The organism is Streptomyces sp. ISL-1 (genome assembly GCF_018614585.1).
Classification (GTDB): Bacteria; Actinomycetota; Actinomycetes; order Streptomycetales; family Streptomycetaceae; genus Streptomyces; species Streptomyces maoxianensis.
In genome coordinates, this window is the sequence record NZ_JAGGOI010000064.1 from 24,918 (window position 1) to 46,133 (window position 21,216).

A 21,216-nucleotide genomic window follows, 5' to 3' on the forward strand; every position below is an offset into this window, starting at 1 on the left:
GGCAGTTGGAGAATTGGGCCCCGATTTGAACAGTGGTCAACAGCGTGGCGTGACGGGACGATCCCAGGTACGCCGCGGTGAACTCATCGCAACCGGACGGAAGTTGTTCGCCGACACTTCCTACGACGCGCTGTCGATGGACGACATCGCCAAGCACGCCGGAGTCGCCAAGGGCCTGATCTACTACTACTTCCAGAGCAAGCGCGGCTACTACCTCGCCATCATCGAGGACTCCATGGCCGACCTCGTCTCGCGCGCCGCGGGCGACACCGATCTGCCGAGCGCCGAGCGCGTGTACCGCACGGTCGACGGCTATCTGCGCTTCGGCCAGCACCATCAGGCGGCGTTCCGCACGATTGCCACGGGCGGCGTCGGCTTCGACACCCAGGTGCAGTCGATACGGGACGCGGTGCGCCAGGAGCTGATCGCGACCATCGCCGAAGGCGCGTACGCCAGGCGCGACATCCCCTTGCTGGCCCGGCTCGCCCTGCTCGGCTGGCTCAGCAGCGTCGAGGCGATCACCCTCGACTGGCTGGGCCACCAGGAGCTGACGCGCGAGACCGTGTGCGCGCTGCTGATACGGATGCTGCGTGGCACGCTCCATACGATCGCGGAGTTCGAGCCGGGGTGCCCGGAACCGCCGGCCGAGTCCCTGCCGGCCGCGCTCGCCGGCGCCGTGCCCGACCCGGTCGAGGCCTGACGCGCAGGCGGGCAGCCGCACCCGGCTGCCCGCCCCGATCGTGTCCGCGGGCTACTTGATGGCCTTGATCAGCTCGCCCTTCGAGGTGTCACCGCTGAGCTCCCAGAAGAAGGTGCCGCCCAGGCCCTGCTGGTTCTTGTAGTTCATCTTCCCCGCGATTGTGGCGGGGGTGTCGTAGCTCCACCACTGGTTGCCGCAGTGCGCGTACGCCGTCCCGGCGACGGTCCCGTTGGCCGGGCACCTGCCCTTGAGTTCCTTGTAGTCGTCGATGCCCTGCTCGTACTTGCCGGGCGCGGGGCCACTCGCCGTGCCGCCGGGCGCCTTCTGCGTCACGCCCGTCCAGCCCCGGCCGTAGAAACCGATCCCCAGCAGCAGTTTCGACGAGGGGACGCCGAGGCTCTTGAGCTTCTTGATCGCGGCGTCCGAGTTGAAGCCCTGCTGCGGAATGCCGGTGTAGGAGGTGAGCGGCGAGTGCGGGGCCGTGGGGCCCTGCGCCGCCCAGGCGCCGAAGAAGTCGTACGTCATCGGGTTGTACCAGTTGACGTACTTCGCCGCGCCCGCGTAGTTCGCCGCGTCGATCTTGCCGCCGGCCGAGGCGTCCGCGGTGATCGCCGCGGTCACCAGGCTGGAGCCGCCGAACTTCGCACGCAGCGCGGACATCAGGTTCTTGAAGGAATCGCGCCCGCTGGTGTCGCAGCTCAGGCCACAGGCGTTGGGGTACTCCCAGTCGATGTCGATGCCGTCGAAGACATCGGCCCAGCGCGGGTCCTCGACCAGGTTGTAGCAGGACTGGGCGAAGGCGGCGGGGTTGGCCGCGGCCTGGCCGAAGCCCCCGGACCAGGTCCAGCCGCCGAAGGACCAGAGGATCTTGAGGTTCGGGTGGAGCTTCTTCAGCTTCCGCAACTGGTTGAAGCTGCCCCGCAATGGCTGGTCCCAGGTGTCGGCGACGCCGTCCACGCTCTGGGCGGCGGTGTAGGTCTTCTCGTAGTCGGCGAAGGCGTCACCGATCGCGCATTTGCCACCGGTTACGTTTCCGAAGGCGTAGTTGATGTGGGTGAGCTTGTTCGCGGAGCCGGAGGTCTGGATGTTCTTGACGTGGTAATTGCGGTCGTAGACGCCCCATTCGGTGAAGTAGCCGATCACCTTGTTCCCGGCCGCCGCCGGGGCGGCGGTGGACGTCGCGGTCTTCGTGGCCGGGGCGGACTCGCCGGCGGAGGCAAGGTGGGCGCCGGTGAGCAGGGTCGCGCCGAGGGCGGCGGTACACGCGGCGGCGACGAGCGCCCTCAGGCGGGCGCGGGGACGATGTGGTCCGGGCATCGGGTCTCCTCTTGGGGGGAGGGAGAGCGAGTGGGGAAATGTGCTGTCGGCCGTCTGCCTTCTTTGGCATGAACGCGGCCATGCGCTGGGGGGAACGGTAGAAGGACTAGACCAGTGCGTCAATGGTTCGGACCAATCGCGGGCCGCGGCGCCGGGGCCAGCTGAGCCGCCCATGCCCACCCGTGACGTAAGTCCGCTGATCGGGCATACTCAACGCGCCACAGCCGCCGTCGAGCCACTTTCGTGATCCGGAAGGGCAGCATCGGCCTGGCAGTAAGTCCGGCGGCGCGCCCACACCCTTCGCGCGCGACGCCGCAGCGCCCGACAGGGAGGAGAGCGCCGCAATGTCCGACCGCGCCCCGCAGCCGGTGGAACGTGAACTGCCCACCGAGGAGTCCAGGGATCTGATCGCCCTGGTACGCGAGATCATCCAGCGGGAGATCGCCCCCATGGCGGCCGAGGAGGAGGATTCCGGCCACTTCCCGCGCGAGGTCTTCTCGCTCCTGTCCGAGTCCGGACTGCTCGGCCTGCCGTACGACTCCGAGTACGGCGGCGGAGACCAGCCGTACGAGGTCTACCTCCAGGTCCTCGAAGAGCTCGCAGCCGCCCGCCTCACTGTCGGCCTCGGCGTCAGCGTCCACTCCCTCGCCTGCCACGCACTGGCCGGCTACGGCACCAAGGAGCAGCAGAGCGAGCATCTGCCCGCCATGCTCGGCGGCGGCCTGCTCGGCGCGTACTGCCTGTCCGAGCCCGGCTCAGGCTCGGACGCGGCATCGCTGCGCACCAAGGCCGTGCGCGACGGAGACACCTGGGTGATCACCGGCACCAAGTCCTGGATCACGCACGGCGGGATCGCCGACTTCTACACCGTGCTGGCCCGGACCGGCGGCGAGGGCGCCCGCGGCATCACCGCCTTCCTGGTCCCGGGCGACACGCCGGGCCTGAACGCCGCCGCACCCGAGAAGAAGATGGGCATGAAGGGCTCGCCGACCGCCCAGCTCCACTTCGACGGCGTACGTGTGCCCGACTCCCGCCGGATCGGCGATGAGGGCCAGGGCTTCGCGATCGCGCTCTCCGCCCTCGACTCGGGCCGGCTCGGCATTGCCTCCTGTGCGGTCGGCGTCGCGCAGGCGGCCCTGGACGAGGCCGTCTCGTACGCCACCGGGCGCCGGCAGTTCGGACGGCCCATCGCCGACTTCCAGGGGCTGCGCTTCATGCTCGCCGACATGGCCACCCGGATCGAGGCGGGGCGAGCGCTCTATCTCGCCGCCGCAAGGCTGCGCGATGCGGGACGGCCGTTCTCCCAGCAGGCCGCCATGGCCAAGCTGTTCTGCACCGACGCGGCGATGAGCGTCACCACCGACGCGGTCCAGGTGCTCGGCGGCTACGGCTACACCCTGGACTTCCCGGTCGAGCGCTATATGCGCGAGGCCAAGGTGCTCCAGATCGTCGAGGGCACCAACCAGATCCAGCGCATGGTCATCGCGCGTCACCTGGCCGGACCCGAGACACGCTGAACCTCCTCACCCGCATTCGCGGGAGCCGCGGGCCAGAGGGTGTTGGTGGTTGCCGTCCGGTGGGTGGTTTTCGCGGCCGAGCCCCAAGCGGGCCGCGGTGACGCGAAAGCCGGCGGCGCCGCGAGCCTGCTCCACTCCGGGTCGCGGCGCCCCGGCAGGGTCCTTCCCTTGCTCGCCCACAGCTCGAGCAGCTCCCGGTAGATGGGCGGATCGGCCGGGTGCGGAACCGATTCTTCGGGTGGCGGTGTCGCCAGCCGGCGCCGACCGTGACTGGTCGCGGAGTACAGCAGGGTCATGCCTGGGGGAACGCGCCGCGCCGGTGCCGGGTTACCGCTGGGGCAAATCGAGCGGAAGTTCGCGGCCTACCCGGGCCTGGCCGCTCCTGGTGGACGACGACGCGAGCATGAGGTCCGGCCCAGGTCTCCCGCGGATTTCCTGACGTGCCGTCAATTAGCCTGCGGCCAGGAGACAAGCCGTGCCCAAGGGCAGGCCAACCGCTTTTGTGATCCTGCACCACGCCGGTCTCACCGCCATGGTGCAGGGACAGGGAAGCTACTGGGCCTACGCGGCGTGGCGCTGCACCCGCACCGGACGCGAGCCCGGACCCCCGACGTGCGAGAAGGGCTGTGTCCGCCAGTCCAGCCCCTGGGGGAGCGTCAACAGCAGCGCGGTGTCCTGCTCCTGGACCTCGAGGGTCTCGTCCGCGGGACGCGCCTGCGAGGCGGGACGGCCGGTGCCGGCGCACACGGTGAGCCCGAACGGATTCCACGGGGTGGGGCACAGCGCGTGCTCCGGCAGTACGTTCTCGTCCGCCAGCAGCGCGATCGGCTGCACGCAGTCCGGGCAGATGACCCGGTACATCTCAAAGGTGTCGTACGCGTCGAGCTCATCGATCTCAGCCGGTTCGGCCGAATCAACGGGCTCCGGTTCGGTACGTCCGGTGTTCTTGACACTCTGCATGGAGAATCCCCCCTCGGGTGGGCCGACCAGGCACTTGCGGCCTCGACCACAGCAAGCAATTCCCCACGCGGCCGGCGGATAACCGCGCGGTCACCACCCACGCGGGCGGCAAACCTGTGGCATTCGTCACATGCCCGCCGCAGGTGCCCCCGCACGCCGCAGCGGACTGTGCCGGAAGCGACCTGGGGCAATAGGTTGATCCGCATGGAGGAGCTGGATCGTCAGATCGTGGAATTGCTCGTCAAGGACGGACGGATGAGTTACACCGACCTGGGCAAGGCCACCGGCCTGTCCACATCGGCGGTGCATCAGCGCGTCCGCCGTCTGGAGCAGCGGGGCGTGATCCGCGGCTATGCCGCGGTTGTCGATCCCGAGGCGGTCGGGCTGCCGATCACCGCGTTCATCTCGGTCAAACCCTTCGATCCGAGCGCGCCGGACGACATTTCGGAGCGTCTTGCCGACGTGCCCGAGATCGAGGCCTGCCACAGTGTCGCGGGCGACGAGAACTACATCCTCAAGGTGCGCGTCTCGACCCCGCTGGACCTTGAGCACCTGCTGACCCGCATCCGTTCGCTGTCGGGGGTCTCCACCCGTACGACGGTCGTGCTCTCCACCCCGTACGAGGCACGCCCGCCGCGTATCTAGGCTGGTCCCATGAGTAAGAGCGCCGCCCCCCAGAGCGAACACCGCACCGTGCTGCTGCGCGGTGGAGAGGTCCACAGCCCCGCCGACCCCTTCGCCACGGCGATGGTCGTCGAAAGAGGACATGTCGCCTGGGTGGGTTCCGAGGGCGCCGCCGACGCCTTCGCGGGCGGCGTCGACGAAGTGATCGACCTCGAAGGGGCCCTGGTCACCCCGGCGTTCACGGACGCACATGTGCACACCACGGCGACGGGCCTCGCGCTCACCGGCCTCGACCTGTCCGGCGCGCGCACGCTCGCCGAGGCCCTCGGTCTCGTACGGGAGCACAGCGCAGCGCACCCTGGCGACAAGGTCCTTCTCGGGCACGGCTGGGACGCCTCGCGCTGGCCCGAGCGACGCCGGCCCTCCCGGGCCGAACTCGACGAGGCGGCCGGCGGCCGCCCGCTCTACCTGCCGCGGATCGACGTCCATTCGGCCGTGGTCACCACCGCCCTGCTCGACCTCGTCCCCGGCGTCAGCGCCATGACCGGCTACCACCCGGACGCGCCGCTCACCGCGGCCGCCCACCACGCCGTGCGCTCCGCCGCCCACGGCGCGATCACCCCCGCCCATCGCGCGGCCGCCCAGCGCGCCGCGCTCGCGCGGGCCGCCTCTGTGGGCATCGGCAGCGTCCACGAGTGCGCCGGCCCCGACATCTCCGACGAGGACGACTTCACATCCCTGCTGGCACTTGCCGGGGCGGAGCCGGGTCCGCGGGTCGTCGGCTACTGGGCCGAACAGGTCGCAGGCGCGAAGGACGCTCAGCGGATCCGTGAACTCGGCGCGATCGGCGCGGCCGGCGACCTCTTCGTCGACGGCTCCCTCGGCTCGCACACCGCCTGCCTGCACGCCCCCTACGACGACGCCCCGCACACCGGCGCCGCCCACCTCGACACCGCGGCCGTCGCCGCCCATGTCGCAGCCTGCACCGAGGCGGGACTGCAGGCCGGTTTCCACGCCATCGGCGACGCCGCCCTCACCGCGGTCGTCGACGGCGTCAGGGACGCGGCAGACATGATCGGCCTGGCCCGCGTCCGCGCCGCCCGACACCGCGTCGAACACGCCGAAATGCTCACCCCCGAAACCATCGCCGCCATGGCGGAGTTCGGTCTCACCGCCTCCGTGCAGCCCGCCTTCGACGCGGCCTGGGGCGGCGACAGCGGCATGTACGCGCAGCGCCTCGGCGTCGAACGGGCCCGCACCCTCAACCCGTACGCGGCACTGTTGCGCGCCGGAGTGCCCCTCGCCTTCGGCTCCGACAGCCCCGTGACCCCGCTCGACCCCTGGGGCGCCGTCCGGGCCGCCGCCTTCCACCGCACCCCCGAACACCGCATCTCCGCCCGCGCCGCCTTCACCGCCCACACCCGCGGCGGCTGGCGCGCCGTCGGCCGCGACGACGCCGGTGTTCTGGTGCCCGGCGCGCCCGCCGACTACGCGGTGTGGCGCACCGAGGAACTCGTCGTTCAGGCTCCCGACGACCGGGTCGCCCGCTGGTCCACGGACCCCCGTTCCGGCACCCCGGGCCTGCCCGATCTGAGCCCCGGCGCCGAACTCCCCATCTGCCTGCGGACCGTGGTCTTCGGACAAATCGTCTTTGAGCGGCCGTCCGAGTGACGTGCGGATATTTCGTGCCGGCGGCAGATACTCGCCGCGTTCCGCCGCGACCTGCGGATCTTCCGTGCTGACCTGGTGGTTTGGTCAAACCTCGCAGATCAGACGGCTGTTGACATGGAGCGCCCACCGGCGGGTAGGTTCGGCCGAGTCCACCACAGGACGTCCGGCCGGCAAACCTCCACGCAGTCGTCGAACGCCGCTGGGTCATGGGGCAGCGTGTCGCACCGGCGCACTGCCACTGGGAGCCAGGTTCAGCGCCCGCGCCTCGGGGGCGAGGGAAGGTTCCAGTCGGCCGGCAGGTGCGACCCGGGTGGGGCCCGGCGTTCAGTAGACAACGGCTCTCGGTCGACCCGCAGCCAGCGGGTCCCAGGTCGGCCCGAAGGACGCCGGGCCCCGATCCGCAGCTGTTCTCGCGCCGCCGGCGGACCTGCGACACCTCAGCCCGTGCCGCCGCAGCCGCGCGCGGAGCGCTCGCTATGGTGGGGCTCTGTGCACGGACTTTAAGGGGCAGCAGTGAACGACGGCGCTGGGGTTACCCGTGGCGAAGCCCAGGGGCGGCGGTACGGCCCGCTCGGCAGAACCTTGGTGATCATTCCGACCTACAACGAGGCCGAGAACATCAAGCCGATCGTCTCGCGGGTGCGCGCGGCCGTGCCCGAGGCGGACGTCCTGGTCGCCGACGACAACAGCCCCGACGGCACCGGTAAATTCGCCGATGAAGTCGCGGCCCAGGACGACCAGGTGCATGTGCTGCACCGCAAGGGCAAGGAAGGGCTCGGCGCCGCCTACCTCGCGGGCTTCGCCTGGGGAATCGAGCACGGCTACGGCGTACTCGTGGAGATGGACGCCGACGGCTCGCACCAGCCCGAGGAACTGCCCCGGCTGCTGACCGCGCTCAAGGGTGCCGACCTGGTCCTCGGCTCACGCTGGGTTCCCGGCGGCCGCGTGGTCAACTGGCCCAAGTCCCGCGAGTTTCTCTCGCGGGGTGGCAGCACCTACTCGCGTCTTCTCCTCGGCGTTCCCATCCGGGACGTCACCGGCGGCTACCGCGCCTTCCGGGCCGAGACCCTCCAGGGGCTCGGGCTGACCGAAGTGGCCTCCCAGGGTTACTGCTTCCAGGTCGACCTGGCACGGCGTGCCGTCGCCGCCGGCTATCACGTCGTGGAGGTCCCCATCACCTTCGTCGAGCGCGAAGTGGGGGACTCCAAGATGAGCCGTGACATCGTCGTCGAGGCGCTGTGGCGGGTCACCGCATGGGGAATCGGAGGCCGGGCGAAGCGTCTGCTCGGCCGCAAGCACTCCTGAGGCATTGAGCGCTCCCGACACCGCAAGCGCTCCCGGGCCGCGCAAGGCTCCCGAGTCCGCAAGTCCTCCCGAGCCGCGCAAGGCTCCCGACACCGCAAGCGCTCTGGCGCCGCGAGCCCTCCCGGGGCCGCAAGTCCTCTTGAGATGCACGTCGTCCCGCGTCGCGGACGGCCACCGGGCCGTCCGCGATCTTTTTGATCGCCCGCTTACGCCGCTCCGGCGGGCGTCCAGGCACACTGGGACCATGACGACCGGCACACCGCCCCCGACAGCCCCCAGGCGCTCGAGCGCCCGCAATCTCATCCCGCTCGGCGTCGCCGCCTGGCTGGTGCTGGAGATCTGGCTGCTGACCCTCGTCGCGGACACGGCCGGCGGACTCGCGGTGCTCGCCCTGCTCGTCGGCGGCGCCGTCCTCGGCGGCGTCGTGATCAAGCGGGCCGGCCGCCGCGCGTTCCGCAGCCTCACCGAGACCTTGCAGCAGCAGCAGCAGACCGGCCAGAGCCAGAGTCCATCCGCCGGCGCAGGCAGCCCGGGGACCGGCAGCGGCAGCACTGGCAATGGATTCCTGATGCTCGGCGGGTTGCTCCTCATGCTGCCCGGCCTGATCTCCGATGTGGCCGGGCTGGTGCTGCTGGTGCCGCCCGTACGCTCGATGCTCGGACGGTACGCGGAGCGGTCCGTGCAGAGCCGTATGCGCGCTGCCGCGCCCGGCAGCCTCGGCGACGCCTTCCAGCAGGCCCGCATTCACCGGCCGGACGGGAAGGTCGTGCAGGGTGAGGTCATCCGGCACGAGGCAACGCCGCCGCGGAGTTACGAGGACGAGGGCCCCAGACCTCCGCTGACCCCCTGACGGGATCTGACGGGATCCGCGAACAGGACAAGAGCCGCGGGCAGTCTCACTCTCACTGAGAGTGAGACGGCCCGCGGCTCTTGTGTTCTATGAGGCTGTTCGTGCGGTGTTACGCGGTCAGGCGGACTTCCGGCTGTCCCGCGGATGCACAGCGATGTTCATGGCACCGGAACGCAGGACCGCCAGCCTCTCGGCCAGCACTTCCTCCAGCTCCTCGCGGGTGCGCCGCTCCATGAGCATGTCCCAGTGCGTTCGCGCCGGCTTGCCCTTCTTCTCTTCGGGGCCGTCGCCGTTCACCAGGAGTGCCTGGGCGCCACACGCCTTGCACTCCCACTCCGGCGGAATGTCCGCCTCTACGGAGAACGGCATATCGAATCGATGGCCGTTCTCGCATGCGTACTCCACCGCCTGGCGCGGGGCCAGATCGATGCCGCGGTCCGTCTCGTAGCTGGTCACCACGAGTCGCGTTCCGCGGAGAGCTCGCTCACTCATGAATCGTGCCTCCCGGGCTTGTCGCCCACAGGACAGGTGTCGCTGTCGTCGTCATCCGGTCAACGTCCGGTCGGCGGTAAAGATTCCCGTTCCGGGTCATGCGTCGCCCGTCGTGCCGCTGCTTTCCCAAGGTTTGGGGTACCCACCATTGACCGGTTTGTCACATCTGACAGAAAGTGTCACCCTGTGATTTCACTTCTTCAGCACGCAGTAACGGTCCGCCTGGCAGGCCAAAGGCGTACACTACCGGCCTTTCACTTCAACGTCTAAATCCGTTCCGGGACGGGGTTGCCCGCGGCGGCCACCGCACGCCGCAACGGGACCCGCGCCAGCAGTACGAAACCGAGCGCGAAGAAGACCACCAAAGAGATGATCGCGTCCCGATAACTGCCGGTCAGCTGGTACGCCAGGCCGAACACCAGCGGCCCCAGCCAGCTCAGGCCGCGGTCGCTCATCTCGTACGCCGAGAAGTACTCGGCCTCCTTGCCGCGCGGTACCAGATGCGAGAACAACGACCTCGACAGCGCCTGGCTGCCGCCCAGAACCAGCCCGATCGCGCCCGCCAGGGCGAAGAACCAGACCGGTTCCCGGGCCGGAAGGAAGTACCCGGACACCAGAATCAGCGTCCAGACGGCGAGCGAGGCGAGGATCGTCCGCTTGGCTCCGTGGGTTCTGGCCAGTCGGCCCATCCCCAGCGCACCCGCCACCGCGAGCACCTGCACCAGCAGCACCGCGATGATCAATGTCGTCTGGTCGAGGCCCAGCTCCTCGGAGCCGTAGATCGACGCCTGTGAGATCACTGTCTGGACCCCGTCGTTGTAGATCAGATAGGCCAGCAGGAACGACAGGGTCAGCGGATACCGGCGCATGTCCCGCAGCGTGGTCGTCAACTGCCGCCAGCCGGACCCGACCGCGCCCTCGCCGCTCGGCGCCACCCGCCGGTCCCGCAGCCGCCGCAGTGGCACGAGCGTGAAAGCGCCCCACCACAGGCCGGCCGACGCCAGACAGATCCGTACCGCCGCCGACTCCGAGAGACCGAACGAATCATGGCCCGAGTAGACGACCAGATTCAGCACCAGCACCAGTGCGCCGGAGGTATAGCCGAAGGCCCAGCCCCGCGACGAAACCGCATCGCGCTCGTCCGGCTCCGCGATCTGCGGCAGATAGGCGTTGTAGAGCACCATCGACACCGAAAGCGACGCGTTCGCGACGATCAGGAGGAAGGCGCCCAGCAGATACCGCTCGCCGTCGAGGAAGAACATCCCTGCCGTCGCGGCCGCCCCTACATAGGCGGCCACCGCGAGCAACGGTTTCTTGCGTCCCGTACGGTCGGCCACCGCACCCGCCAGCGGCATCAGAAGCACCGCGACCACCACCGAGACGGACACGGCGTAGGCGAAGACCGATCCCGCCCGTACCGGAATGCCCAGCGGATGCACAAAGCCTTCGGCGTCCGCAGCGGCCTTGGCCACCGCCGTCAGATACGGCCCCAGGAAGACGGTCAGCACACTCGTCGAGTAGACGGAGCACGCGAAGTCGTAGAAATACCAGCCGTGTTGCTCGCGCCGACGATCATTCGTCCCGGCCGTCCGGTCCGCGGTGTCCGTCATCCCGCGCCCCCTCGCTCGTCCCGTGGTGCAGACGCGCGGGTTCAGACCCAGACTCCCCGGTCGGTCAGTACCGTGCGCAACGTCTCCAGATGATCGGTCATGATGCCATCCACTCCGAGGTCCAGGAGTGCTGCCATCCGATCAGCGTCGTTCACCGTCCAGACATGGACCTGCAGACCCCTTTCGTGCGCCGCCGTCACAAAGCGGCGGTCCACCACCCGGATACCGTTCTGCGACTCCGGGACCTGCGCGCACACTGCGCCCATCCGCAGCGCCGCCGGAATTCCGTACGAGCGCAGCCGCAGCCCCATCACGCCGCGCACTCCGTACGAGGTCGCCAGCCGCGGGCCCGCGAGCCGCATCGCCCGCGCCACCCGGCCCTCCGAGAACGAGCCGATGCACACCCGGTCCCACGCGCTCGCGCGGCGGACCAGGTCGACCAGCGGGGTCAGCGCGGGCTCCGCCTTCATGTCCACGTTCCAGCGGGCTTCCGGGAACTCCTCCAGCAGTTCCTCGAAGAGCGCCAGCGGTTCCTTGCCACCCACCCTGGCCTGCCGGACCTCGCTCCAGGGCAGCGCCGCGATCTTGCCGCTCGCGTCCGTCACCCGGTCCAGCGTCGTGTCGTGGAAGGCGACCAGCTTGCCGTCCGCGGTGGTGTGCACATCGGTCTCGAAGTAGCGGTAACCGAGGTCGGCGGCCCGCCAAAAGGCGGCCGCGGTGTTCTCGATCCCGTCCGCCGCGCCGCCGCGATGGGCGAAGGCGAGGGTGGAGGGATGGTCCAGGTAGGGGTGGAGTGTGCGGGTCACTTACGCAGTATCGCCTGCTCCGGTGTCCCGCCGGCGACGACCGTGCTGCCGCTGTCCTCCTCGGAGATGGCGAAGACGCGCAGGAACAGCTGCGCCAGTGGCCCGATGGCGAGGGCGTAGGCGACCGTGCCGATCCCCACCGAACCGCCGAGCACGAAACCGGTCGCCACGACGGCCACCTCGATGGCCGTACGGACCAGTCGGATCGAGCGGCCGGTGACGCGATGCAGCCCCGTCATCAGGCCATCACGAGGACCGGGGCCGAACCGCGCCGAGATATACAGACCCGTCGCGACGCCGTTGAGCACGATGCCCCCGATCAGCACCGGAATCTGCACCCCGAGCCCCTGCGCGTCCGGGACCAGCGCGAGCGTGCCGTCCATCGCCACGCCGATCACAAAGACGTTGGAGACCGTGCCGAGCCCCGGCCGCTGCCTCATCGGAATCCACAGCAGCAGCACTGCCGCGCCGACGATGATCGACATGACGCCGATCGTCAGCCCCGTCAGCTCGGCCAGGCCCTGATGCAGCACCCCCCACGGCTCAAGACCGAGCCCCCCGCGCACCAGGAGCGCCGAGCTCACTCCGTACAGCGTCAGACCGATGTAAAGCTGCAGCAGTCTGCCGGTGAGATGCCTCGACACCGTGGACACAGTGACGCCCCCCTCTGGTGGTAGTGGACTGATGCGTGACACTCTGTGGCTACGGAACAAACGTCAACCATGGCCAATTCGAGGAAGGTGGACTGACTTTCATGACGCAGTGGACCTCTGCGGTGGGTGCGGCTCAGCTTGCCCGGCAGCTCACCTCGCAACAGACACGCCCGGGCGGGCCCGGCACCCGCAAGCCCCCCGCCTACCGCGCACTCGCCGACGGCATCCGGCTGCTCGTCCTCGAAGGCCGCGTCCCCGTCGCCGCCCGGCTGCCCGCCGAACGCGAACTCGCCCTGTCGCTGTCGGTCAGCCGCACCACCGTCGCCGCGGCCTACGAGGCGCTGCGCGCCGAGGGCTTCCTGGAGTCTCGCAGGGGAGCGGGCAGCTGGACAGCCGTGCCGGCCGGGAACCCGCTGCCCGCTCGCGGACTCGAACCACTGCCGCCCGAGTCCCTCGGCTCGGTGATCGACCTCGGCTGTGCCGCCCTGCCCGCACCCGAACCCTGGCTCACCCGCAGCGTCCAGGGCGCACTCGAAGAACTGCCGCCGTACGCGCACACCCACGGCGACTACCCGGCCGGCCTGCCCGCGCTGCGCCAGACGCTCGCCGACCGCTACACCGCGGGCGGCATCCCCACCATGCCCGAGCAGATCATGGTCACCACCGGGGCGATGGGCGCGATCGACGCCATCTGCCATCTCTTCGCCGGGCGCGGCGAGCGCATCGCCGTCGAATCCCCCTCCTACGCCAACATCCTTCAGCTGATGCGTGAGGCCGGCGCCCGGCTGGTGCCGGTGGCCATGGCCGAAGGGCTGTCCGGCTGGGACATGCCGCGCTGGCGGCAGGTGCTGCGGGACGCGGCACCAAGGCTCGCGTATGTGGTGGCCGACTTCCACAACCCCACCGGAGCGCTGGCCGACGAGGACCAGCGCCGCCGCCTCGTCGACGCCGCACGCTCCGCGGGCACCGTCCTCGTCGTCGACGAGACCATGTCCGAGCTGCACCTGGACGACATCGACATGCCGCGGCCGGTCTGCGCCTTCGACCCGGCGGGCAGCACCGTCCTCACGGTCGGCTCGGCCAGCAAGGCGTTCTGGGCCGGCATGCGCATCGGCTGGGTGCGCGCGGCGCCCGACGTGATCCGCTCGCTGGTCGCGGCCCGCGCGTACGCCGACCTGGGCACGCCCGTCCTGGAACAGCTCGCCGTCAACTGGCTGATGCAGACCGGGGGTTGGGAGCAGGCAGTCTCCATCCGCCGGGCCCAGGCGCGCGGGAACCGCGACGCGCTGGTCGCGGCGGTCCGCCGGGAGCTGCCCGACTGGGAGTTCGATGTGCCGAGCGGCGGGCTGACCCTCTGGGTGCGTACGGGAGGGCTGTCCGGATCGCGACTCGCGGAGGTCGGTGAACGGGTGGGCGTGCGGGTGCCGTCCGGGCCGCGCTTCGGTGTCGACGGCGCCTTCGAGGGCTATGTGCGGCTGCCGTTCACGGTGGGCGGTCCGGTCGCGGAGGAGGCGGCAGCGCGACTGGCGGCTGCCGCGCGGCTCGTCGAGACGGGAGTGACCACCGGTACGGAGGCGCCGCGGACGTTCGTCGCCTGACGGCGGAGGCCGGTCAGCCCTCGGCCGGGACGGCCGCCGGCACGGAAACGTGCGCGGGATCCGGCGAGAGCGCCGCGGCCGGCTCGGTCCCGTCCGGGTACTCCGGCAGCAGCTCCAGCACGGCCTGCCGGTGCGCCTCGCTGGTGGCTTCGTCGTACGGGTCCGGGGTCGCCGGCACCTGAAGCCTCAGCACCGGGCCGGTACCGAGCCGTGCGTAACCACGGCCCGGCGGGACATCGGGTGTCGGCGTGGTGTGCGGCTTCGTCCCGAGCACCGACTCGATCTGCTCAAAGGTGGCGGGCCCCAGCACCACCCGGGCGCGAGTGTGCGTCCGCACGGTCTCGGTGAGCGAGTCCACGCTGTCGAACTGTTCGGCCACGACCACCGTCACCTGCGCCGCCCTGCCGTGCCGCAGCGGCACCTGCAGCAGCTCCTGCGGATCGGTGCCCCCGTCGGCCGCCGCCAGGTGGCCGAAGATGCTCGGCCGGTCCAGCAGGATCCACAACGGCCGCTTGGTGTCGGCGGGCGCGGGATGCCCGGCCTGCCGGGCGCGGTTCGCGGCGATCAGCCGGCGCTCGGTCTCGTGCGCGGCCCACTCCAGGGTCGCCAGCGCCCCGGCCAGTCCGCATTCGACGGCCAGCACGCCGGTGCGCCCCGTCAGGCACGCGTACTCTCCGGTGCCGCTGCCCTCGACGATCAGTACGTCTCCGTGCTGCAGCGACTGGAGGGCGATCGAGCGAAGCAGGGTCGTCGTGCCGCCGCCCGGCTCGCCGACCGCAAGCAGATGCGGCTCCGTCGAGCGCGGCCCGGTGCGCCAGACGACGGGCGGCGCGTCCCGGGTCACCTCGCCCTGGGTGACCGGCACGGTGCGCCGCACCGCGCCGTGGTCGGTGAAGCCCAGCACGCTCTCGCCCGGCACGGTGATGAATCGCTGGGCGGCGATGGAGGTGGGAAGGGCGGGCAGCACGCTCATCACGAGCTGGTTGCCCTCCTCGTCCCAGGTGAAGAGATACTCGCGGCCGCGCCCGGACTTGGCGTGCAACAACTGCTCGATCCGGGCCCGGGACTCGGCCTCGCCGTCGGTGAAGTACGCGGGGTAGGTCACCCGAAGCTGGGTGAGCCGCCCGTTGTCGTCGAACTCGTAGTCGCTGAAGGCCTTGCCCCACTCGCCGCCGTGGGCGAAGAGCGGCGCCGGGTCCTCGGCGACGGAGAAGTACGGCACGAGGGCCTCGTACAGCGCCCGGAGCCGCCCGGCCTCCGCCTCGTCGGGCCCGGTCTTCACCGGCGTACGCACCCGGCCCTTCCAGGCGGCCGCGGCCATCACCGCGATCAGGGCGATCAGCGGTCCGTACGGCATGAGCGCGACCACCAGGAAGCAGGCCGCGGCCAGGAACAGTGTGGGGCCACGCCGTTCCTTGGGCGTGGCCGCCCACTTGTGCCCGGCCACCGCGGCCAGCTGCCGCAGACCACGAGTGATCGCGATCAGCGGATGGAGGACGTCCGTGGCGCTGTCGGCGGCCGTGCGCGCGACCTGGCGGCTCCGGGCGATCTGTGCGCTGCCGCTGCTGAGGATGCGGGGGAGTGGTCGCCGGGCCACGTCGGTCTCCTGAAGGTGCGGAAGGTGCAGTAGGTGCTGGGTGGGCTGCGGGTGTCAGAACTTGATCCCGCCGAGGAGGCTGGCGAGGCTCGCGCTGCCGGCCTTGATGCTGGGGGCGATGGCGGTGCCCGCGACGAAGAAGCCGAAGAGCGAGCAGACGATCGCGTGGGACGCCTTGAGCCCGTCCTTCCTGAAGAAGAGGAACACGATGATCGCGAGCAGCACCACACCTGAGATCGAGAGGACCATGAGAGTTCTCCTGGTTGAGGGGACAGTCACCATGAGTTGTTCCAGAATCACAGGAAGTATCCATGTGATAAAAGGTCCAAATAGGTGAATTTCTACAGATTTCACTGCACTGGCGGACGTCGCGTCCCCGATCGGCGGGCAGGCTGCGCGGTTGCACGGCACAGTGCCTCCCCCACGCTGTTCCCCGCCGCGGCCGGGCCGCGTCACGTCGACCTCAGGGCAGTACCCTGTCGATTCACTCGTACGGCGGCTCTTGCCGTGCACCCCCAGGTCAACGCAGTGAAAGGCGGTCAGTCCGATGAGTGAAGCCCCGGATCCCGAGGTGATCGAACTGGCGACCAAGGTCTTCGATCTGGCCCGCCGGGGAGAGACCGAGACCCTCGCCGCGTACATCGACGCCGGCGTCCCCGCCAACCTCACCAACGACCGTGGCGACACCCTTGTCATGCTCGCCGCTTACCACGGGCACGCCCCCGCCGTGGAGGCGCTCCTCGCCCGCGGCGCCGAGCCGGACCGGGCCAACGACCGCGGCCAGACGCCGCTCGCCGGCGCGGTCTTCAAGGGTGAGGACGCCGTCATCCGCGTCCTCCTGGCCGGCGGAGCCGACCCGGCGGCGGGCACCCCGTCCGCGATGGATACCGCGCGGATGTTTGGGAAGACAGAGCTCTTGGAGCTGTTCGGCAGTCATTGAGGGCTGTTGAGAGGCCGCTGGGAGGGACGCCGTAAATGTGGTCGCGGTGGCGAAATGGGTGGGTCATCATGACGTCGGGCCCTACCCCGGACTTTCACCCGGGAGTTCCCCTGGGGCCACCGACGAGAGGCAGAGGAAGATGGTCTACACCAAGCGGAAGACGACGGGCGGCCCTACATGTTGCTGCGCGGCCTAGGCATCCCCACTCCCCGGTTGCGTCGACAGCTTGATGTGAGGCTTTTCCCATGTTCGATCCAGTCATAGCGCCGAGCGGCACGCTGCTCGGCCTGCTGCAGAGGGGCCGCGGTGACGGCACGCTGCACGCGCTCGCCGCGCCGCGCGCAGAAGCGCTCGCGGCTCTCAACCACTGCGTACTGAACGATGCCCGCCACGACTGGCAGGTTGAGAACCGCTCCCTGTACTACGCACGCCTCTACCTGGATCTGCACGGCGGGCTCGAGGAGATCGAGCGGCACCTGTGCGACCCCTACGACTGCATCGACACCGATGAGGCCAGGACCGGCCTCGCGCTCGCCGTGCTCGGGCACCTCGCCTCGTACGGCAGGGACGATGCCCTCGCGCTTCTGCGGCGGTACGCCGCCGGCGGCGCCAACTGGGCCTGGGCGCTGGACGAGCTCGCCCTGCGCGACGACGACAACGGCCTGAGCGCGCTCGCCGCGCCGGTCCTCGCCCGCTTCCCGGCGACCCCGGAGGGAGACGCCGAACTGGCCGTCGCGGTACGGGACGCCTTCGAACCGCGGCCGTGGCGGCTGTGGGCCGAGGACCGGCGCGAGGCGATCGGCGCCCGCGTGCGCGCGGCCCGGGAAGCCGGTTCCTTCGACCGCTGGCAGCGCCAGATGCGACCCACCGGGCCCCGGCCCGGCTGGAGCGTCCAGGCCGTCTTCGACTGGGCCGACCAGGGAGTCGAGCGCGGCAGCGCCCTCCATGTGCCCGCGGCCCGCTGTCTGTCGGCCGTCGCGGGACCCGAGGACCGGCCCGCGATCGTCACGGCCGCCCGCGAAGGATCCGACGGCGCGCGCTGCGCCGCCCTTCACTATCTCGCCGAGTCACGCGACCCCGTCGTCCTCGACCTGATCGAAGCGGCTGTGGCGGGCGGCTCCCGCACCGTCGCCGACGCCGCCGTCTCCGCGTTCGAGCGGACGTGCGGTGACGAGGCCGTCGACCGGGCCCGTGGCTGGGTGCACCGGCCCGACGCGCTGGGCGCGTCCGCGGCGGGCGTACTGGCCTGCCGGGGCGGCGCCAAGGACGACAAGCTGGTCCTCGGCGCGCTGCGCGAGACCGTACGGGCCGACGGGCCCGACGCACCCCTGCTGTGGAGGCTCGTCGACGGGGCCGGACGCCTCGGCATCGGCTGCGCCGCACCCGTACTGCGCCATGTGTACCGGGAGACCGCGTCCTCGCAGCTGCGCGGCCGCGCGGCCCGCGCGCTGGCTGCCACCGACGCCTCCTTCGCCACCGGATTCGCCGTCGAATGCCTGTGGGACTGCGAGGAGACCACGCGGGAAGTCGGCGCGCTGTACGCCGAGACCGGCGATGTGCGCGTTGCCGAGCGATTGCGCCGCCTGGCCATGGATCCGGCCGAGGAGGCAGAGGTGCAAACCGCCGTACGCAGCAGAATCGGCCCGGATATGCCCGCCGTGTGACATTCGGGACGCGAAACGCCCCCAGCCACAAACGCTCACGGGACGTTAGCCAGGGGTAAAGATCCACGTTGGTACAGCCACCCCGGGCCAGACGACAACACGAGTATGCGTGTCGTCATCGTCACCGAATCCTTTCCGCCAGACGTCAATGGTGTGGCGCACTGCGCCCTGCAGACCGCCCGGCATCTCGCCGCGCGCGGTCACGATCCGCTCGTCATAGCCCCGGCGGTCGCCGGGGCCGACAGCTCCGACCGGAGCGCGCCCTGCCCCGTGGTGCGCGTTCCCTCTCTGCCGCTGCCCGGATATCCGCAAGTACGGGTGGCGCTCCCCAGCCGCCGGGTGGCGGCCGCGATCGCCGCCCACCGGGCCGAGCTCGTCCATCTGGCCAGCCCGTTCGTGCTCGGCGTGCGCGGCATGGCGGTGGCGGCGCGGCTGGGACTTCCGGCCGTCGCCGTCTACCAGACCGACCTCGCGGGCTATGCCCGTACGTACGTGGGCGCCGGTGAAGGGGCCGCGTGGCGGCGCATCCGCACCGTGCACAGCGCCGCGGACCGCACCCTCGCGCCCTCCAGCGCCGCCCTGCGCGATCTGGAGGAGCACGGCGTGGAGCGGGTGCGGCTGTGGCCGCGCGGCGTGGACACCGCACGTTTTCGGCCGGTGCTGCGGGACGAGAAACTGCGCCGTGAGCTCGCTCCGAACGGTGAGCTGATCGTCGGCTACGTCGGCCGGCTCGCCCCCGAGAAGCATGTCGAGCTCCTCGCCGGGGCCTGCGGGATGCCCGGCGTACGGGTCGTGGTCGTCGGCGACGGGCCGAGCGAGCCGTCGCTGCGTACCGCACTGCCCGGGGCGGTCTTCCTCGGCCGAAGGACCGGCGACGACCTCGCCCGGATCTTCGCCTCGCTCGATGTCTTCGCACACACCGGTCCCTACGAGACCTTCTGCCAGACCGTGCAGGAGGCCATGGCCAGCGGGGTGCCGGTCATCGCCCCGGCCGCGGGCGGACCGCTCGACCTGGTCGACCACGGGCGTACCGGGCTGCTGGTCGAGCCGCGGGACGTGGGCGCGGTGCAGAGCGCGGTCGCGACGCTGGCGGGGAGCCCCGAGCTTCGTGCCGCGTACGGGCTGGCCGGGCGGGCCGCCGTCGAGGGCAGGACCTGGGCGGTGATCGGGGACCTGCTCCTCGACCACTACGCCGAGGTGCTCGGCGCGCGTACGGCGGTGGCGGCATGAGCGCGCTGCGGATCGTGCGGCTCGCGAATTTCGTCACCCCGGCCTCGGGTGGCCTGCGCACCGCGCTGCGAGAGCTCGGCAAGGGCTATCTGGCCGCCGGCCACGAGCCCGTGCTGATCGTGCCGGGCGACGTGGCGAGCGACCTGCTCACCCCGCAGGGACGGGTGATCACCCTGCCGGGGCCCGAGCTGCCGGGCACCGGCGGCTACCGGGTGCTGGCGGGCCGGCGTCGGCTGCGCGACGTCCTGGAGAGCATCGAGCCCGACCGGATCGAGGTCTCCGACCGCACCACCCTGCGGTGGACGGGCGAGTGGGCCCGGCGCCACCGGATCCCCTCGGTGATGGTCTCGCACGAGACGGCCGACGGGGTGCTGAGGACGTGGGGGCTCTCGGAGTCGCTCGCGGCCCGGACCGCGGACCGGCTCAACCGCCACACCGCGTGGGCGTATTCGCGGATCGTGTGCACGACGGAGTGGGCCGAGCGGGAGTTCGTCCGAATCGGTGCGCACAATGTGGTGCGCGCGCCCCTCGGGGTCGATCTGGTCGGCTGCAGGCCGGGACGACGCAGCAAGGTTCTGCGCGCGAAGTACGCCGCCGGGGCCGAGGTGCTGCTTTTGCTCTGCTCCCGGCTCTCGGTCGAGAAGCGCCCGGGCATGGCCCTGGACGCCCTCGCCGAGCTGCGGAGACGCGGTGTGCGGGCCTCCCTGGTGGTCGCGGGCGACGGCCCGCTGCGGGCCGCGCTGACCCGCAGGGCCAAGACGGAGCGGCTGCCCGCGGTCTTCCTCGGCTATGTCGGGGACCGCGAGATGGTGGCCGACCTCCAGGCGGCGGCTGACCTCTGTCTGGCGCCGGGCCCCGCGGAGACCTTCGGGCTCTCGGCCCTGGAGGCGCTGGCCTGCGGCACGCCGGTGGTGGCGAGCGCCTCATCGGCGCTGCCGGAGGTGGTGGGCGACGCGGGAGCGGCCGCCCTCGACACCCCGAAGGACTTCGCCGACGCGGTACAGAATCTGCTCGCCCGCCCGGAGGAAGACCGCCGCGAGGCGGCCAGGGCGCGGGCCGAACTCTTCGACTGGCAACGGTCGGTGGAGGCGTTCCTGGCGGCGCACGAGGCCCCGCCGGTGCGCGAGCACGCACACGGAGAAGGGGTGACGGCGTGACCGCGGGCAGGGGCGCCACGCTGGTGGAGGAGCCGGGCTCGGAGGGCCCGGAGGGGGGCGCGGACGCCTGTCGGCATGGGGCGAAGGTGCGTGTCGACGGTCTTCACGCCGACCACCGACGCGCCAGTGGCGTAAGTGCCCCGGCGCTGCCGCCGACGAGGCACAGCGACCCTGCGGAGGCGTACGTCTCCGGGTTCGTCGGCGACAAGGGCGTTGCGCCCGCCGACGGGCCGGCGGAAGTCGGTCAACGCGGCGCCGGGAGCGTCCCGGCGGTTGGGGACGGCGCCCTGGTGGACGCGTATGTTGCCACGGCTGCGGTCGTGCCTCCGGCGGTTGGGGACGGCGCTCCGGTGGATGTGTACGCCGCCATGGCGGCGGCTGCGGCTGCGGCCGCCGCGACCGGCGCTTCGGTGGACGCTGGCGTCTCCACGGCTGCCGTTGCGACCCCGGCGGTTGGGGACGGCGCTTCGGTGGATGCGTACGCCGCCTCGGCTGTGATCGTGGCCCCGGCCGCAACGACCGGCG

19 protein-coding genes are annotated in these 21,216 nt (G+C 71.0%); 11 read left to right on the forward strand and 8 right to left on the reverse strand.

The window, feature by feature from the left end:
- Positions 1–25: 25 nt before the first annotated feature.
- Positions 26–700, forward strand: a complete 675-nt coding sequence (locus J7E87_RS33165; RefSeq protein ID WP_215098352.1) for a TetR/AcrR family transcriptional regulator — start codon at positions 26–28, stop codon at positions 698–700.
- Between the two features lie 51 nt (positions 701–751).
- Here the strand turns inward: J7E87_RS33165 and J7E87_RS33170 are convergent, their stop codons facing one another.
- Positions 752–2,017: a glycoside hydrolase family 18 protein gene (locus J7E87_RS33170; protein WP_215098354.1), complete on the reverse strand. Its 1,266-nt coding sequence runs from the start codon at positions 2,015–2,017 to the stop codon at positions 752–754.
- A 344-nt stretch (positions 2,018–2,361) separates the two neighbouring features.
- Between J7E87_RS33170 and J7E87_RS33175 the strand changes: the two genes are divergently transcribed.
- A complete protein-coding gene (locus J7E87_RS33175) occupies positions 2,362–3,534 on the forward strand; it encodes an acyl-CoA dehydrogenase family protein (RefSeq protein ID WP_215098361.1) in 1,173 nt (390 codons plus the stop codon).
- Positions 3,535–4,095: 561 nt separating this feature from the next.
- Here the strand turns inward: J7E87_RS33175 and J7E87_RS33180 are convergent.
- A complete protein-coding gene (locus J7E87_RS33180) occupies positions 4,096–4,494 on the reverse strand; it encodes a hypothetical protein (RefSeq protein ID WP_215098362.1) in 399 nt (132 codons plus the stop codon).
- A 204-nt stretch (positions 4,495–4,698) separates the two neighbouring features.
- On the opposite strand from J7E87_RS33180, the gene J7E87_RS33185 reads away from it, so the two are divergent.
- From J7E87_RS33185 to fxsA, 4 genes are all read left to right on the forward strand, one after another.
- Positions 4,699–5,139: an Lrp/AsnC family transcriptional regulator gene (locus J7E87_RS33185; protein WP_215098363.1), complete on the forward strand. Its 441-nt coding sequence runs from the start codon at positions 4,699–4,701 to the stop codon at positions 5,137–5,139.
- Positions 5,140–5,148: 9 nt separating this feature from the next.
- The gene (locus J7E87_RS33190) at positions 5,149–6,789 is read left to right on the forward strand and encodes an amidohydrolase (protein ID WP_215098364.1); all 1,641 of its coding nucleotides are present in this window, start codon (positions 5,149–5,151) and stop codon (positions 6,787–6,789) included.
- Positions 6,790–7,302: 513 nt separating this feature from the next.
- Positions 7,303–8,094 (forward strand): polyprenol monophosphomannose synthase, encoded by a 792-nt coding sequence (locus tag J7E87_RS33195; RefSeq protein WP_215098366.1) that lies wholly within the window; start codon positions 7,303–7,305, stop codon positions 8,092–8,094.
- 244 nt (positions 8,095–8,338) lie between these two features.
- Positions 8,339–8,944, forward strand: a complete 606-nt coding sequence (gene fxsA / locus J7E87_RS33200) for an FxsA family membrane protein (RefSeq protein WP_215098368.1) — start codon at positions 8,339–8,341, stop codon at positions 8,942–8,944.
- Between the two features lie 117 nt (positions 8,945–9,061).
- Here fxsA and J7E87_RS33205 read toward each other — a convergent pair whose 3' ends face one another.
- The 4 genes from J7E87_RS33205 to J7E87_RS33220 form a co-directional block, all read right to left on the reverse strand.
- Positions 9,062–9,436 carry an RNA polymerase-binding protein RbpA gene (locus J7E87_RS33205; RefSeq protein WP_215098369.1) on the reverse strand — a complete coding sequence of 125 codons (375 nt, stop codon included), beginning with the start codon at positions 9,434–9,436 and terminating at the stop codon, positions 9,062–9,064.
- A gap of 266 nt (positions 9,437–9,702) precedes the next feature.
- On the reverse strand, positions 9,703–11,046 hold the full coding sequence (locus tag J7E87_RS33210; protein WP_215098371.1) for an MFS transporter: 1,344 nt from the start codon (positions 11,044–11,046) through the stop codon (positions 9,703–9,705).
- Between the two features lie 41 nt (positions 11,047–11,087).
- Positions 11,088–11,852, reverse strand: coding sequence for a glycerophosphodiester phosphodiesterase family protein (locus tag J7E87_RS33215; protein WP_215098372.1), 765 nt, complete (start codon positions 11,850–11,852; stop codon positions 11,088–11,090).
- A complete protein-coding gene (locus J7E87_RS33220) occupies positions 11,849–12,505 on the reverse strand; it encodes a hypothetical protein (RefSeq protein ID WP_215098373.1) in 657 nt (218 codons plus the stop codon). Before J7E87_RS33220 ends, J7E87_RS33215 begins: the two co-directional genes overlap by 4 nt.
- A 101-nt stretch (positions 12,506–12,606) precedes the next feature.
- Here J7E87_RS33220 and J7E87_RS33225 point away from each other — a divergent pair, with 101 nt between their 5' ends.
- A complete protein-coding gene (locus J7E87_RS33225) occupies positions 12,607–14,103 on the forward strand; it encodes a PLP-dependent aminotransferase family protein (RefSeq protein WP_215098374.1) in 1,497 nt (498 codons plus the stop codon).
- A 13-nt stretch (positions 14,104–14,116) separates the two neighbouring features.
- Here J7E87_RS33225 and J7E87_RS33230 read toward each other — a convergent pair whose 3' ends face one another.
- Positions 14,117–15,700, reverse strand: a complete 1,584-nt coding sequence (locus J7E87_RS33230; protein WP_215098375.1) for a hypothetical protein — start codon at positions 15,698–15,700, stop codon at positions 14,117–14,119.
- A 54-nt stretch (positions 15,701–15,754) separates the two neighbouring features.
- Entirely contained in the window at positions 15,755–15,949 is a 195-nt protein-coding gene (locus J7E87_RS33235; RefSeq protein ID WP_215098376.1) for a hypothetical protein, read from the reverse strand.
- 298 nt (positions 15,950–16,247) lie between these two features.
- Between J7E87_RS33235 and J7E87_RS33240 the strand changes: the two genes are divergently transcribed.
- From J7E87_RS33240 to J7E87_RS33255, 4 genes are all read left to right on the forward strand, one after another.
- A complete protein-coding gene (locus tag J7E87_RS33240; protein WP_215098377.1) occupies positions 16,248–16,640 on the forward strand; it encodes an ankyrin repeat domain-containing protein in 393 nt (130 codons plus the stop codon).
- Between the two features lie 245 nt (positions 16,641–16,885).
- A complete protein-coding gene (locus J7E87_RS33245; protein ID WP_215098378.1) occupies positions 16,886–18,304 on the forward strand; it encodes a HEAT repeat domain-containing protein in 1,419 nt (472 codons plus the stop codon).
- 105 nt (positions 18,305–18,409) lie between these two features.
- Positions 18,410–19,534 (forward strand): glycosyltransferase family 1 protein, encoded by a 1,125-nt coding sequence (locus J7E87_RS33250; protein WP_215098379.1) that lies wholly within the window; start codon positions 18,410–18,412, stop codon positions 19,532–19,534.
- Complete coding sequence (locus tag J7E87_RS33255) at positions 19,531–20,691, forward strand: glycosyltransferase (protein ID WP_215098380.1); 1,161 nt, start codon at positions 19,531–19,533, stop codon at positions 20,689–20,691. Before J7E87_RS33250 ends, J7E87_RS33255 begins: the two co-directional genes overlap by 4 nt.
- Positions 20,692–21,216 lie beyond the last annotated feature (525 nt).